Annotated in this window: 13 protein-coding genes; 10 read left to right on the top strand and 3 right to left on the bottom strand. The window is 56.9% G+C overall.

Going from position 1 to position 15,066, the window contains the following annotated elements; genetic code table 11:
• The first annotated feature begins 90 nt into the window (after positions 1–90).
• The 5 genes from O1722_RS18410 (at position 91) to ppnP (ending at position 2,727) form a co-directional block, all read left to right on the top strand.
• On the top strand, positions 91–549 hold the full coding sequence (locus O1722_RS18410; RefSeq protein WP_003859141.1) for a YaiI/YqxD family protein: 459 nt from the start codon (positions 91–93) through the stop codon (positions 547–549).
• A gap of 144 nt (positions 550–693) precedes the next feature.
• Positions 694–1,218, top strand: coding sequence for a shikimate kinase AroL (aroL, locus tag O1722_RS18405; protein WP_017383154.1), 525 nt, complete (start codon positions 694–696; stop codon positions 1,216–1,218).
• A gap of 44 nt (positions 1,219–1,262) precedes the next feature.
• The gene (gene yaiA, locus O1722_RS18400; protein ID WP_003859135.1) at positions 1,263–1,454 is read left to right on the top strand and encodes a protein YaiA; all 192 of its coding nucleotides are present in this window, start codon (positions 1,263–1,265) and stop codon (positions 1,452–1,454) included.
• Between the two features lie 236 nt (positions 1,455–1,690).
• Positions 1,691–2,368: an AroM family protein gene (locus O1722_RS18395; RefSeq protein ID WP_003859133.1), complete on the top strand. Its 678-nt coding sequence runs from the start codon at positions 1,691–1,693 to the stop codon at positions 2,366–2,368.
• Positions 2,369–2,439: 71 nt separating this feature from the next.
• A complete protein-coding gene (gene ppnP, locus O1722_RS18390; protein ID WP_003859131.1) occupies positions 2,440–2,727 on the top strand; it encodes a pyrimidine/purine nucleoside phosphorylase in 288 nt (95 codons plus the stop codon).
• Positions 2,728–2,774: 47 nt separating this feature from the next.
• On the opposite strand, the gene rdgC is transcribed toward ppnP, so the two are convergent.
• Complete coding sequence (gene rdgC, locus O1722_RS18385; RefSeq protein WP_006809928.1) at positions 2,775–3,689, bottom strand: recombination-associated protein RdgC; 915 nt, start codon at positions 3,687–3,689, stop codon at positions 2,775–2,777.
• A gap of 123 nt (positions 3,690–3,812) precedes the next feature.
• On the opposite strand from rdgC, the gene mak reads away from it, so the two are divergent.
• Entirely contained in the window at positions 3,813–4,718 is a 906-nt protein-coding gene (gene mak, locus O1722_RS18380) for a fructokinase (RefSeq protein ID WP_033487702.1), read from the top strand.
• A gap of 514 nt (positions 4,719–5,232) precedes the next feature.
• Here mak and sbcC read toward each other — a convergent pair.
• Both sbcC and sbcD read right to left on the bottom strand, forming a co-directional pair.
• The gene (gene sbcC / locus O1722_RS18375) at positions 5,233–8,364 is read right to left on the bottom strand and encodes an exonuclease subunit SbcC (protein WP_033486695.1); all 3,132 of its coding nucleotides are present in this window, start codon (positions 8,362–8,364) and stop codon (positions 5,233–5,235) included.
• Complete coding sequence (gene sbcD, locus O1722_RS18370; RefSeq protein ID WP_032670514.1) at positions 8,361–9,566, bottom strand: exonuclease subunit SbcD; 1,206 nt, start codon at positions 9,564–9,566, stop codon at positions 8,361–8,363. The genes sbcC and sbcD overlap by 4 nt, the downstream gene beginning before the upstream one ends.
• A 187-nt stretch (positions 9,567–9,753) precedes the next feature.
• On the opposite strand from sbcD, the gene phoB reads away from it, so the two are divergent.
• From phoB to proY, 4 genes are all read left to right on the top strand, one after another.
• Positions 9,754–10,443 (top strand): phosphate response regulator transcription factor PhoB, encoded by a 690-nt coding sequence (gene phoB, locus O1722_RS18365; RefSeq protein WP_003859122.1) that lies wholly within the window; start codon positions 9,754–9,756, stop codon positions 10,441–10,443.
• A 21-nt stretch (positions 10,444–10,464) separates the two neighbouring features.
• Positions 10,465–11,760 carry a phosphate regulon sensor histidine kinase PhoR gene (gene phoR / locus O1722_RS18360; RefSeq protein ID WP_032647398.1) on the top strand — a complete coding sequence of 432 codons (1,296 nt, stop codon included), beginning with the start codon at positions 10,465–10,467 and terminating at the stop codon, positions 11,758–11,760.
• A gap of 409 nt (positions 11,761–12,169) precedes the next feature.
• Positions 12,170–13,489, top strand: coding sequence for a branched-chain amino acid transporter carrier protein BrnQ (gene brnQ / locus O1722_RS18355; protein ID WP_003859118.1), 1,320 nt, complete (start codon positions 12,170–12,172; stop codon positions 13,487–13,489).
• Between the two features lie 81 nt (positions 13,490–13,570).
• On the top strand, positions 13,571–14,944 hold the full coding sequence (proY, locus tag O1722_RS18350; RefSeq protein ID WP_017383160.1) for a proline-specific permease ProY: 1,374 nt from the start codon (positions 13,571–13,573) through the stop codon (positions 14,942–14,944).
• The last annotated feature ends 122 nt before the right edge of the window (positions 14,945–15,066 follow it).

Raw genomic sequence — 15,066 nt, 5'->3', positions numbered from 1 at the left:
CTCCGTTATTATGCGTTGTTATCTCTCATTGATAGCTTAACAACGAAATGCAGGCGACAATAGTCACCAGAATCATAATGGGGAGAGACTATGGCGATTTGGGTTGATGCGGACGCGTGTCCGAATGTCATCAAAGAGATTTTATTTCGTGCTGCCGAGCGCGTGCAGATGCCGCTGACGCTGGTGGCGAACCAGAATATCCGCGTGCCGCCCTCCAGATACATCCGTTCTCTGCGCGTTCCGGCCGGGTTTGACGTGGCGGATAACGAGATAGTACGCCTGTGTGACGCAGGAGATCTGGTGATCACCGCGGATATCCCGCTGGCTGCCGATGTACTGGCGAAAGGGGCGGCGGCGCTGAACCCGCGCGGAGAACGCTATTCGCCGGCAACGATCCGGGAGAAGCTCACCATGCGTGATTTTATGGATACGCTTCGTTCCAGCGGCGTGCAAACCGGTGGGCCGGACAGCCTGTCGCAGCGCGATCGCCAGCAGTTTGCCGCCGAGCTGGATAAATGGCTGCTGGAAGTGAAGCGCCGCCCGGCGTAGCCCACCTCCGGGCGGTTTTGTGGTACAGTGTGGCTTCCACAGGCTTGTCATTCCGTACCGCTTTGCAGTAAAGTTAGCGCAACATCTACTGCAATCATTTCTTTACAGCCTTCAGTTATCCGGCAGCAAGGGGAACACCTGGTTATGAACCCACCCATCTTTTTAGTTGGCCCTCGCGGCTGTGGGAAAACCACCGTTGGTCTGGAGCTGGCGCGTCTGTGCCAGAGTCAGTTTGTCGATACTGACCATTGGCTCCAGGAGAATGCCGGTAAGACCATTGCCGATATCGTTGAGGATGAGGGTTGGGAGAGCTTTCGTGCGCGTGAAACAGCCACGCTGGAAGCGGTGACCGCGCCGTCAACCGTGATCGCGACCGGTGGGGGCATTATTCTGGCACCGTATAACCGCCAGTTTATGCGCGAAAAGGGTGTCGTGATCTACCTCTGTGCCCCGGTCTCTACGCTGGTGGGGCGGCTGGAGGCGTTTCCGGAAGAGGGACAGCGCCCGGCGCTGACCGCGAAACCGCTGAGTGAAGAGGTCAGCGACGTCCTCGCCGAACGCGATGCACTGTACCGCGAGGCGGCACACCACGTTGTGGATGCGTCAGCGTCACCCGAGAAAGTTGCGATTCAGATTATTACCGCCCTGCGTTTGGCTTGCGCCAGCTAACAGCCGTCTATACTCATAGCTCAGACATAAAAAAAGGATGAGCTATGCCAACCAGACCTCCCTATCCACGTGAAGCCCGCATCGTTACCGTTGAAAAAGGTAACGGCGATCAGACCGTAACCTGGTACCAGCTGCGTGCCGATCACCCTAAACCTGATTCGCTGATCAGCGAACATGAAACCGAACAGGAAGCGCTGGATGCGAAACGGCGCTATGAGGATCCTGAGAAGTCCTGACAGGAATCCGAATTCGTTACAACCGTGCCTGAATCACACTTTTAACTTATCGCTGATGTTAAGCAGCAGTTAATATTTAGTTATTACAGGTGGATTCGGAAAGGCCAGTCGATCTTTACATTACGATGGAGAGATCCCCTGCTACGCTTGGTGCTGTTTTGTTGAATAAATGAACAGTGCAGCGTAGTGAGCCTGTACTTGTGTGGCAGTTGTGGTAGTAACGGAAGGCGATCAAAATGAAGGCGACGTTGGCGATCCTCACGATTGGTGTGGTGCCTGTAAGCGAAGTATTACCGCTCTTAACCGAGCATGTCTCTGAACAACAAATTACGCATCTCAGTCTGTTAGGGAAGCTCAGTCGGGAAGAGGTCATGGAAGACTACGCGGTCGGAGAGGGAGAAGATCCCCTGGCAACGTTACTCAGTGACGGTAAACTGGCGCATGTGTCGCGCCAGAAAATCGAGCGCGCGCTACAGGGCGTGATCGAAGTGCTCGACAATCAGGACTATGACGTTATTTTGCTGATGAGCACGGCACCCGTTAAAGGGCTCAGCGCGCGTAATGCCATTCTGCTCGAACCGATGCGGATTATCCCCCCGCTGGTGGCCTCAATTGTTGATGGTCATCAGGTTGGGGTCATCGTTCCCGTTGAGGAACTGCTGGATAACCAGACGGTGAAGTGGGCCGCGCTGGAGCACACCCCGCTGTACGCGCTGGCAAACCCGTTCTGGGACAGCGAAGCGAAGCTGATTGCGGCCGGGCAGGAGTTGATCGACAGAGGGGCGGATGTCCTGATGCTCGACTGCCTGGGCTTCCATCAGCGGCATCGTGATTTACTGCAAAAGGCGCTGGATGTTCCGGTGCTGCTCTCTAACGTCCTGATGGCGCGCCTGGCGTCAGAATTACTGGTGTAATGATTTTGCGTGACAGGTCATGAGCATGGCCCCTATAGTGGATTTTTCTCTATAAATATAAGGGCCAGTTCATGCTTCAAAGTAACGAATACTTTTCCGGTAAAGTGAAATCCATTGGTTTTACCAGCAGCAGCACTGGCCGCGCCAGTGTCGGCGTCATGGCGGAAGGGGAATACACCTTTGGCACCGCAGAAGCGGAAGAGATGACGGTGGTCAGCGGCGCGCTGAACGTCCTGCTGCCGGGTGAAACGGAGTGGAAAGTCTATAGTGCCGGGCAGGTCTTCAACGTGCCGGGCCACAGCGAGTTCCATTTACAGGTTGCAGAGCCAACCTCTTATCTTTGCCGCTATCTGAAATAAAAGCATGCCGGGTGGCGCATTCGCTTACCCGGCCTGCGTTTTGCCTGTCAGCGCTGCGCTTCGCCGCCGAGGCCTTCCACCAGGTTCTGAATCAGCGCCGCCAGCTCGCCGGTCATCAGGATAAAGTCTGCGTCAAAGCGCTGAGCATAATCTTCGCGGTCGATATCTTCGTTCTGATCGCGCAGTTCATCGCAGAACTTAAGGCGCTTCACGGAGCCGTCATCACACATCACAAACTGAATGCGCTGCTGCCAGTCGAGTGCCAGTTTGGTCACCACTTTGCCCGCTTCAATGTGCACGGCGATTTCGTCGCTCACCAGATCCTGTTTCTTCGCGCGGATCACGCCGCCATCTTCCAGCAGCGCTTTCAGCTCTGCTTCATCAAGGATCTGGAAGCCCTGCGCGGCAGTCCCGCTGCGCACCCACTCGGTCAGGGTCAGCTCAATCGGCGTTTCCAGCGCCAGCGGTACCACCGGTAATGAGCCAAGGCTCTTACGCAGCAGCGCCAGCGTATCTTCCGCTTTTTTGGCGCTGGCGCAGTCCACCATGATCAGCCCGTTCACGGTGTCGATCCACATCATGGTCTGGCTAAAGCGGCTAAAAGCGCGCGGTAGCAGCGAGTGCAGCACTTCATCCTTCAGCGAATCTTTTTCGGTTTTTTTAAGCTTACGGCCCTGTTCAGCTTCCAGCTTGAAGATCTTCGCTTCAAGCGCCTGCTTAACCACGGGCGTCGGCAGGATCTTCTCTTCTTTACGGGCGCAAACGATGATTTGCCCCGTGCTGCTGGCGTGGGTCAGCGCATCGCTTTGAGAACCCATTGGCGGAACCCAGCCGGTTTTTGCCATATCCTGGCTACCGCAAGGGGTAAAGGAGTAAGCGGCTAACTGTTTTTCCATCTCTTCTGCACGCAGCGAAACGTCGCGGCTGAGACGGTAAACCATCAAATTTTTGAACCACAGCATGATAATTTCCACGGCCTTGTCGTTAAATCAGCGGGCATGATAACGAATTGTCGCATCGCTTGCATTGCTAATCGGGAAGCGGGCTTCTACTCTGTTGATAATCAAAATAATGAGGAGTGTCTTGTGCGTATTGGGATTGATTTGGGCGGCACCAAAACAGAAGTTATTGCGCTGAGCGAGCAGGGGGAGCAACTGTTTCGCCACCGTCTGCCTACGCCGCGCGATGATTATCACCAGACCATAGAGACGATTGCCCGCCTGGTCGATATGGCAGAGCAGGCAACGGGCGAGACGGGCACGGTCGGGATGGGGATCCCTGGCTCCATTTCGCCGTATACCGGCGTGGTGAAAAACGCCAACTCCACCTGGCTCAACGGTCAGCCGTTTGATAAAGACTTAAGCCAACGCCTGAACCGGGAGGTGCGTCTGGCGAATGACGCTAACTGCCTTGCGGTCTCTGAGGCCGTGGATGGCGCAGCGGCTGGCGCGCAGACCGTATTTGCGGTCATTATCGGCACCGGCTGCGGGGCGGGCGTGGCCCTCGGTGGGCGCTCGCATATTGGCGGCAACGGCACCGCGGGCGAGTGGGGGCACAATCCGTTGCCGTGGATGGATGAAGATGAACTCAAATACCGCGCCGAAGTACCGTGCTACTGTGGCAAGCAGGGCTGTATTGAGACCTTTATTTCCGGCACGGGGTTTGCCACCGATTATCATCGTCTGAGCGGTCAGCCGCTGGAAGGTAACGAGATTATGCGTCTGGTTGAGGAGCAGGATCCGGTGGCTGAACTGGCGCTCAGCCGCTACGAAATGCGGCTGGCTAAGTCACTGGCGCATGTGATCAATATTCTTGATCCCGACGTGATTGTACTGGGCGGCGGCATGAGCAACGTCGACCGGCTGTACGCCACGGTGCCAACGCTGGTGAAACAGTGGGTATTTGGCGGCGAGTGCGAAACGCCGATCCGCAAAGCCGTCCACGGAGATTCCAGCGGAGTGCGCGGCGCGGCGTGGCTCTGGCCGGAATAAACGCAAAACCGTTTTTGATGTTTGTAGCCTCTCCCCGTGGGGAGAGGCTACCCCAGTAATTTGAAAGCAAAAGCTATAACGTTGCCTCAGAATAACTGAGGGCTTTCAGCGATGCCTCGGTCCGGCTGTAAATCGCTGAGGCGTTTCCTGTAGGCCGGGGCGAGGCGCAGGGATGCGCCGAGAGGGCGGGCTTTACAGGGATGTTACCTCCGCCCGTCCCCGATAAGCCGGAAGGAATAAGCCGAAGGCACCGCGAAGCGGCGATTTTCCGCCGGAAGCCCGGGTCGCCAGGGTGGTGGCGACTGAGCCACCCTGGCACGTTCACCGCTCATGTCGTGACAGAGTAGCAAGGAACATAACGTGAACGGAATGACCACCAGAGCCGTATGTTCCCCCTCACCCCAGCCCTCCTCAAGGGAGAGGGGGCCGTCTGTGCAGGCATTATTTTGTGGGGAACTCTCAGCCCACAGGGAGAGGGCCAGGGTGAGGGCACCAGAGCGCATCATCCCCCCATTTACTGCACCGCAAACTCCCTGTCCAGCCTGCTATATCCCAGCCCGTTGATCTTCTTCACTTTGATCTGCACCGGAATGCGCTCTTTCATTGCCTCTACGTGACTGATCACGCCGATAGTTTTCCCGGTGGCGTTCAGCGCGTCGAGCGCGTCCAGCGCGGTGTCCAGCGTTTCGCTGTCGAGCGTGCCGAATCCTTCATCCAGAAACAGCGAGTCAATGCGCGTTTTGTGACTGACCAGATCGGAAAGCGCTAAAGCCAGCGCCAGACTGACCAGGAAACTCTCCCCGCCGGAAAGGGTACGGGTATCGCGTACCGCATCGGCCTGCCAGGTATCGACCACTTCCAGCTCCAGCGCGTCGCTGGCTTTACGCTGAAGCAGATAGCGGCCATGCAGACGGTTGAGCTGCTGGTTGGCAAGCCACACCAGATTATCCAGCGTCAGCCCCTGGGCGAATTTACGGAATTTATCGCCGGTGCTGGAGCCTATCAGCGCGTTGAGATAGCCCCAGTCGTCGGCCTGACGCGCCGCCTCCTCAATCTGCTGCATAAGCGCCTGCTGGTGCAGACGGTTATCGGCGTCCTGTTTGAGCTGCTGGCGGATCTCCCCCTGATGCGTGGTGTTGTCCCGAAGCTGTTGCGCCAGCTGGTGTAACTGCGCCTGAAGCGTTGCGGCATCGGTTTCCAGCCCCTCGGGGCGCTGTGCCTGATGCGCCTGAAGCTGCTGGCTTGCCTGCACCGAAAGCGCCGTGGCCTGCTGGAGCTGGTTTTCCAGCGTCTGCTTTTGTTGTTCAAGCTGGCGGATCGACGTTTCATCCAGCAGGGCGGAGAGAAATGCGTCCCGATCGGCAAAGCAGCTCGCGGTCAGCGCGGCGTTGAACTGAGCCTGTGATTGCTGGAGCCGTTCACGCTCAAGCGTCTCCTGTTGCTGTAGGGTGGTGAGCTGACTTTGCAGCGACACGCATTCGTCGTGGATGCCGCGCCAGTTCTCAGGGATAACCGCGTCGGCTTCTGCATCATTGGTAACCGGCAGCGTCTCCAGAATGGGCATCAGGGCGTTAATACCTTCCTGAATCGTACCGTGCTGGGCCTGTTTTTCCTGCCACAGGGTATATTCGCTTTCGCGCGCGCTCAGCCAGGCGCTTTCAGCCCCTTCATCGGGCACGCTAAGCGACAGCGATTGTAACGAGGCCGCCAGCGCCTGACGCGTCGCCGTCAGCTGCTGCTGGTACTGGCGCGCCTGACCTTCCTGTTCATTGAGCTGGTTTTGCAGCGTCAGACGCTGGCTGAGCTGATACAGCTGGCGTTCATACTGTTCCTGTTCGCTCATCCAGGGGGCAATATCATCCTGAATATTCAGCGCTATGTTCAGGGAGGCGCAGACCTCCAGCCACTCTTTAGTGAGTGCTTGCTCTTCCTCAGAGAGAGCCTGTGCTTCCTCTGTCTCGCGCTGGATCTGCTGGGTCAGCGCATTCACCTGCGCGAGCACCAGCAATCCTTCCTCTTTTAGCGCAGCAACCTCTTTCTCCAGCGCGTCGCGGCGGCGCTGATTGTCAGTCAGTTCAAGCGCCTGATACTGCACAACTGCCGGGTGTTCGCGTGAACCGCAGAGCGGGCAAGGCTTACCCGCTTCGAGCTGTGCACGATAGTTCTCAAGATCCTTGATTGTCGCCTCACGCTCACAGAGCGCTTTCAGGTCGGCATAGTGCTGATTTTTCTCTTTGAACTGCTGACGCCGCAGGATCAGCGTTTCATTGAGCTTAGCCTGCTCAGCCTGCGCTTTCTGCACGCTTTCCGCATTCTGGCGCAGCCGTTTTTGCAGCGGCTGAAAGCGAGCGTGAAGCGCTGTCAGACGCTGGCGGAGCGCCCGCGATTGTGCCTGTTGCTCCATTGCCGTCGCGAGATCCTCAGCCGTCAGCGTCAACGTACTTTCAGGCATCTCAGCCAGCTTCTGACGAAGCTCAGCCATGCGCGCTGACTGGGCAACAAGCTGATTTTTATCGCGACCCAGTTGCGTAAAATGCGCCCGCCAGCCGGCAATTTCCTGCCCCCACTGACGGAAACGATCGTGTTCGGTCAGCCACTGCGTCAGTACCTTGTGCTCTGTCTGCAACTGTTCACGGTTGCGCAGCGCACCGTTGCGAATACGCGAGCGCTGCGCCGCTCTGTCGAGTAAGCGAGTATTTACTTCAACAATTCGCTCTGTTGTCTGCGCCAGGCGGGTGGTCTGCTCCTGCTGATACTCCCATAGCGGACGTAGCTGGGCGGCGGGCTGCGCCAGCTGGAGTTTCGCCAGTTGGGGCGCGGCGTCTGTCAGAGCCTGTTGCGCCTGCTGCTGCGAAGCGGCTGCACGCTGCTGCTCACGTATCAGTTCGTCGTTACGCGTAAGCCACTGAAAATCTTTCTGTTGGCTTTGCTGCTGTGCCAGCAGGACTTTTTCTTCGTCAGTAAGTGCCTGCAAACTTTGCTGCAAGTGTTGCTGCTGTTCCTCGCTCAGCAGCACAACCCCTGCGGCCTGCGCTTCGCACACCTCCAGCGCGTTACGTGCCGCTTTGTGTTTTTCAAAAACCATGGCGGAAATCTGGCCGTAAATTTCCGTGCCGGTCAGTTCTTCCAGCAGCTCTGCGCGATCGCTCGGTTTAGCATTCAGGAAGGCGGCAAACTGCCCCTGAGAGAGCAACATCGAGCGGGTAAAGCGACCATAGTCCAGCCCGGTAAGCGCGGCGGTTTGTTCCAGCTTATCCGTGACTTTGTCGGCCAGAATTTTGCCGTCTTCGCAGCGGGCCAGCTCAACGCGCGGTGCCTGTAAGTTCCCGTCCGGCTGGTTGCGGGCGCGGTTCTGGCTCCAGAAAGCGCGATAAGCAACGCCTTTGACCTCAAATTCTACTTCCGCCAGGCATTCGGCGGTATCGCGCGTCATCAGGTCGTTTTGCGCCTGAGAGACCTTATTAAGACGCGGCGTTTCGTGGTAAAGCGCCAGGCAGATGGCATCCAGCAGCGTGGTTTTACCCGCGCCGGTTGCGCCGGTGATGGCAAACAGTCCGTTGCTGGCGAACGGCTCCGCGGTGAAATCAATTTTCCACTCACCCTTTAGCGAATTCAGATTTTTCAGGCGCAGGCTCAGAATTTTCATGCGTTTTCGTCCTCGTCATGGAGGGAATGCAGGGTCTGGGCAAACAGCTCGTTAAGCCTGGTGCGTCTGGCCTCGTCCACCTCTTCATGCGCAAGCCGCCGCGCGAACACCTCTTCAACCCGAAGTTCGCTAAGCGTTTCACGCTGGGCGTTGAGCAGTATTTTCTCGCGCTGCTCGCGGCTGCGGCGTACCAGCAGCACCTCCACGGGAAGGTCTTCCGTCAGCGTCTGTATTTTACGCTGCATATCGTACAGGTAGTCGTCGGTGGTGATTTCGATATCGAGCCAGACGGGGGGATTAAGCGCTGCGCCGCGCCACTGCTCAAGCTGAGCGGTAATGGCGGCCAGATCGCCTTTCAGCACCGCCAGCGGCTGGGTGACCGGCACCTCAAGCGTCTCAACGGCGCTGAGTTTGCCTCCGGTGAAGCTCACCAGATGCACGGATTTGGCTTTGCCCGTTTCGTCAAAACTGAGCGAAATGGGCGAGCCGCAGTAGCGGATATGCTCGCAGCCGCCGATGATCTGCGCCCGGTGAATATGCCCGAGGGCAATGTAGTCGGCGGGGGGGAAGTTTTGCGCCGGAAACGCGTCCAGCGTACCGATATAGATCTCGCGCACCGCATCACTCTTACTGGCTCCGACGGTGGTGAGGTGTCCGGTGGCAATGATCGGAATGGCCTGATCGCCGCGCAGGGCGCAGGCTTCCGTATGTTGCTGGTGATAATAGCGGGTGATGGCCTGCAACAGATGCTGCTGTTTTTCGCTGCCGGACAGACCTGCCTGGCTTTGCACGATATCGCGCGGGCGTAAAAACGGAATTGGGCACAGCACTGCGCCCGGCGTGCCGTCGCGTTTTTTCAGGATCTGCGGCGCGTGTCCGGCGCTGGCCACCACGGTGGTATTGAGGAACGCCAGAATATCGCGGGATTCATTCAGCGTCGCCACCGAGTCATGGTTTCCGGCGACAATCACAAGGTGACAACCGGTTTGCTGGAGGTTGACCACAAAACGGTTGTACAGCTCACGCGCATAGCTCGGCGGCGATCCGGTATCAAAAATGTCGCCCGCCACAATAATCGCGTCCACCTCGTCAGCCTGAGCCGTCTCCAGCAGCCAGTTCAGGAACGCTTCATGTTCCGCGGCGCGGCTTTTGCTGTAAAAATTTTGACCCAGGTGCCAGTCTGAGGTGTGAAGTATGCGCATAAAAGATCCGTGGCAATAATAAGAAAGCAGGATTATAAACGTTCGGGGAACGGAAAATAACCGCTGTAATAAAACAACAGTTTGCTATTTATAGTGGTAATGTTTTTCATAAATCTGTCATAAATCTGACGCATAATGACGCCGCATTACAGACTTGTAACTTAAATACGATAAGACAGGGCAAAGTATGGCGAGACGTATTCTGGTCGTAGAAGATGAAGCTCCGATCCGTGAAATGGTGTGCTTCGTGCTTGAACAAAATGGCTTCCAGCCGGTTGAAGCGGAAGATTATGACAGCGCGGTGAACCAGCTGAATGAACCCTGGCCCGATCTGATCCTGCTGGACTGGATGCTGCCTGGCGGTTCCGGATTGCAGTTTATCAAGCATATCAAACGCGAGGCGATGACCCGCGATATCCCGGTGGTAATGCTGACGGCGCGCGGTGAGGAAGAGGATCGCGTGCGCGGTCTGGAAACCGGCGCGGACGATTACATCACTAAACCGTTCTCCCCGAAAGAGCTGGTGGCGCGTATCAAAGCCGTGATGCGCCGTATTTCACCGATGGCGGTGGAAGAGGTGATTGAGATGCAGGGGCTGAGCCTGGATCCTACCTCACACCGGGTCATGACCGGTGAAAATCCCCTCGATATGGGACCGACCGAATTTAAACTCCTGCACTTCTTTATGACCCACCCGGAGCGCGTTTACAGCCGCGAACAGTTGCTGAATAACGTCTGGGGAACTAACGTCTATGTCGAAGACCGAACGGTTGACGTCCATATTCGCCGCCTGCGTAAAGCGCTGGAACTGAGCGGCCACGATCGCATGGTACAGACGGTCCGCGGCACGGGTTATCGTTTCTCGACCCGTTTCTGAACAATGACAGGAGTGTGACGCGTGCTGGAACGTCTGTCATGGAAAAGGCTCGTCTTTGAACTGATCTTATGTTGTATTCCGGCCCTCATTCTGGGGGCTATCTTTGGCTATCTGCCGTGGTTTTTACTGGTGGCCGTGACGGGATTGCTCGTCTGGCATTTCTGGAATTTACTGCGTCTCTCCTGGTGGCTGTGGGTCGACAGAAGTATGACACCCCCGCCGGGAAGCGGGAGCTGGGAACCGCTACTCTACGGCCTGCACCAGATGCAGATGCGTAACAAAAAGCGCCGTCGTGAGCTGGGAAGCCTGATCAAACGCTTTCGTAGCGGTGCGGAGTCGCTGCCGGACGCGGTGATCCTGACGACAGAAGAAGGGACAATCTTCTGGTGTAATGGCCTCGCGCAACAGCTGCTGGGCCTGCGCTGGCCGGATGATAATGGTCAGAACATCCTGAACCTTCTGCGTTATCCCGAGTTCACGCTGTATCTGAAAAAGCGGGATTTTTCGCGCCCGCACAATCTGAAGCTCAATAACGGTCGCCATCTGGAAATCCGCGTGATGCCCTACAGCGATCGGCAGTGGCTGATGGTAGCGCGGGACGTTACCCAGATGCACCAGCTTGAGGGCGCGAGACGTAACTTCTTTGCCAACGTCAGCCACGAGCTGCGTACGCCGTTGACGGTGCTTCAGGGCTACCTGGAGATGATGCAGGAGCAAACGCTTGAGGGGGCGCCGCGTGAGAAAGCACTGCATACCATGCGGGAGCAGACGTTCCGCATGGAAGGGCTGGTCAAACAGCTGCTGACGCTTTCAAAGATTGAGGCTGCCCCGTCGCTGGCGCTAAACGACATCATTGATGTGCCGATGATGTTGCGGGTGGTGGAGCGCGAAGCCCAAACGCTGAGTCATAATCAGCACACCCTGAGTTTTGACGTTGATAACACGCTGAAAGTGCTCGGCAGTGAAGATGAGCTGCGAAGCGCTATCTCAAACCTGGTCTATAACGCCGTGAATCATACCCCGAAAGGGACGCATATCGCGGTGAGCTGGCAGCATACCCCGGCGGGCGCTGAGTTTAGCGTCGAGGACAACGGGCCGGGGATCGGGCCCGAGCACCTCCCGCGTCTCACCGAACGATTCTACCGGGTGGATAAGGCGCGCTCGCGGCAGACCGGCGGGAGCGGACTGGGACTGGCAATTGTGAAGCATGCCGTCAGCCACCACGAAAGCCGGCTCAATATCGAAAGCACCCTGGGTAAGGGCACGCGCTTTAGCTTCGTGATTCCGGAACGATTAATTGCCAAAAAAAGCGCCTGACGGCAGATGTGTCAGGCTACCTTTCCACGGGCCAGCGATTGCTGGCCCGTTTGCTTTGCAGTCAAGCGAAACGCGGATGAATATTATACGGCTGGTGCTTTTTTGTTCGCATGATTAGCCATGAGTTTTTCTTATACATGGCATATTATTTTGGTCTGAATTTTCATGCTGGCATATTGTTCTGGTTTTACGATCCCTTCTTGCCTTTAAACGTTATAAGCGTTTAAATTGCCCCCCATATACTGTCAGACCGACTGTATTTGCGTGGTAAATCGAAAAACAATTCTTCGCCACGCCAGGACGGGAGCATATCCCGCTGAAATTGAGCAAATTTTCCGCTGTATCGTCCCGTGAGGGATGGCGAAAATCTCAACGTATTCAACACCACATCCACAGGCAGTAAGGTTTTATGACCCATCACTTGAAATCGCGTGACATTATCGCGCTGGGCTTTATGACATTTGCGCTGTTCGTTGGCGCAGGTAACATCATTTTTCCTCCAATGGTTGGCTTACAGGCGGGTGAACACGTCTGGACGGCTGCGTTTGGCTTCCTGCTTACTGCCGTGGGCCTGCCGGTACTGACCGTTATCGCGCTGGCGAAAGTCGGTGGCGGTGTGGACAGCCTCAGCACCCCGATTGGCAAAGTGGCTGGCGTTCTGCTGGCAACCGTCTGCTATCTGGCCGTTGGCCCGCTGTTCGCGACCCCACGTACGGCGACCGTCTCCTTTGAAGTGGGTATCGCCCCGCTGACCGGTGACGGCGCGATGCCGCTGTTTATTTACAGCCTCATTTACTTCGCCATCGTGATTCTGGTTTCTCTCTATCCCGGCAAACTGCTGGATACCGTGGGTAACTTCCTGGCTCCGCTGAAAATTGTGGCGCTGATCGTGCTGGCGGTTGCGGCCATCGTCTGGCCTGCGGGGCCCATCAGCTCCGCGATGGACGCTTATCAGAACGCGGCGTTCTCAAACGGTTTCGTGAACGGCTATCTGACAATGGATACGCTGGGTGCGATGGTGTTTGGTATCGTTATCGTTAACGCCGCGCGTTCCCGCGGGGTGACCGAAGCGCGCCTGCTGACTCGCTACACCATCTGGGCTGGCCTGATGGCCGGTGTCGGCCTGACGCTGCTGTATCTGGCGCTGTTCCGTCTGGGTTCAGATAGCGCAACGCTGGTCGATCAGAGCGCAAACGGCGCGGCGATCCTGCATGCTTACGTGCAGCATACCTTTGGTGGTGCAGGCAGCATGCTGCTGGCGGCGCTGATTTTCCTGGCCTGTCTGGTGACGGCGGTGGGTCTGACCTGCGCCTGCGCGGAGTTCTTCGCCCAGTATCTGCCGCTCTCTTACCGCACGCTGGTGTTTATCCTCGGCATCTTCTCCATGGCGGTGTCAAACCTCGGTCTGAGCCACCTGATTCAGGTGTCAATTCCGGTGCTGACGGCGATCTATCCGCCATGTATCGTGCTGGTGGTGCTGAGCTTCACCCGCCCGTGGTGGCATAACTCGACGCGAATTATTGCGCCGGCCATGTTTATCAGCCTGATTTTTGGTATCCTTGACGGGATCAAAGCATCAGCATTTGCAGAAATCCTGCCAGCCTGGACACAGCGTCTGCCGCTGTCCGAGCAGGGCCTGGCCTGGCTGATGCCTTCCGTTGTAGCGCTGGTTCTGGCGATTATCTGGGACCGTGCGGCAGGGCGTCAGGTGACATCCAACGCCCATTAATCAACGGCAACAAATTGTTTAACCACGGGGCTTAAGGCCCCGTGGTTTTTTGTTTTTTTCGTGTTAAATGGCAAGATTTTAATGGAAAGCACTAACAAACTTAAACGTGGATTGAGCACCCGCCACATCCGCTTTATGGCGCTGGGCTCGGCTATCGGCACCGGTCTTTTTTATGGCTCGGCAGATGCCATCAAAATGGCCGGTCCAAGCGTTCTGCTGGCCTACATCATCGGCGGCGTGGCGGCCTATATCATCATGCGTGCGCTGGGGGAGATGTCGGTTCACAACCCCTCTGCCAGTTCCTTCTCCCGCTACGCACAAGAAAACTTAGGCCCGCTGGCCGGGTTTATCACCGGCTGGACCTACTGCTTCGAAATCCTGATTGTCGCCATTGCCGATGTGACGGCGTTTGGCATCTATATGGGGGTCTGGTTCCCCGCCGTGCCGCACTGGATCTGGGTACTGAGCGTGGTGCTGATCATCTGCGCCGTCAACCTGATGAGCGTGAAGGTGTTTGGCGAGCTGGAGTTCTGGTTCTCCTTCTTCAAGGTCGCGACCATTATCATCATGATCCTCGCCGGTTTCGGCATCATCATCTGGGGTATCGGCAACGGTGGGCAGCCAACCGGCATCCATAACCTGTGGAGCAACGGCGGCTTCTTCAGCAACGGCTGGCTCGGGATGGTCATGTCGCTCCAGATGGTCATGTTCGCCTATGGCGGTATTGAGATTATCGGCATCACCGCCGGGGAAGCGAAAGATCCGGAGAAGTCCATTCCGCGCGCCATCAACTCGGTGCCGATGCGTATCCTGGTGTTCTACGTGGGCACGTTGTTTGTGATTATGTCCATCTACCCGTGGAACCAGGTGGGCACCAACGGCAGCCCGTTTGTCCTGACTTTCCAGCATATGGGCATTGCGTTTGCCGCCAGTATTCTCAACTTTGTGGTACTGACCGCCTCGCTGTCGGCCATCAACAGTGACGTGTTCGGCGTGGGTCGTATGCTGCACGGCATGGCGGAGCAGGGCAGTGCGCCGAAGGTGTTTGCCAAAACGTCGCGTCGCGGCACCCCGTGGGTAACGGTGCTGGTCATGACCGTGGCGCTGCTGTTCTCGGTCTACCTGAACTACATCATGCCGGAGAACGTCTTCCTGGTGATTGCGTCACTGGCGACGTTTGCGACGGTGTGGGTGTGGATCATGATCCTGCTGTCGCAGATTGCGTTCCGTCGCCGCCTGTCGCCAGAAGAGGCCAAAGCGCTGAAGTTTAAAGTGCCGGGCGGCGTGCCAACGACCATTGTCGGCCTCATCTTCCTGGTCTTCATCATTGGCCTGATTGGTTATCACCCGGATACCCGTATTTCCCTGTACGTGGGCTTCGCGTGGATCGTCCTGCTGCTGGTGGGCTGGATGTTTAAATGTCGCCGCGATCGTCAGCTGGCGGAAGCACAGTAAGGTAAAAATGCCGGGTGGCGCTGCGCTTACCCGGCCTACACTCCCTTTGCCCTGGAAAAAATCTCCTCCTCCGTTCTCCTCCCCCAATAATCCCGAACACGATGAGCTATCTTTAATCACCC

The organism is Enterobacter cloacae complex sp. HYC003_NIDB (assembly GCF_056673375.1).
This window is presented reverse-complemented; position numbering and strand designations above follow the sequence as displayed.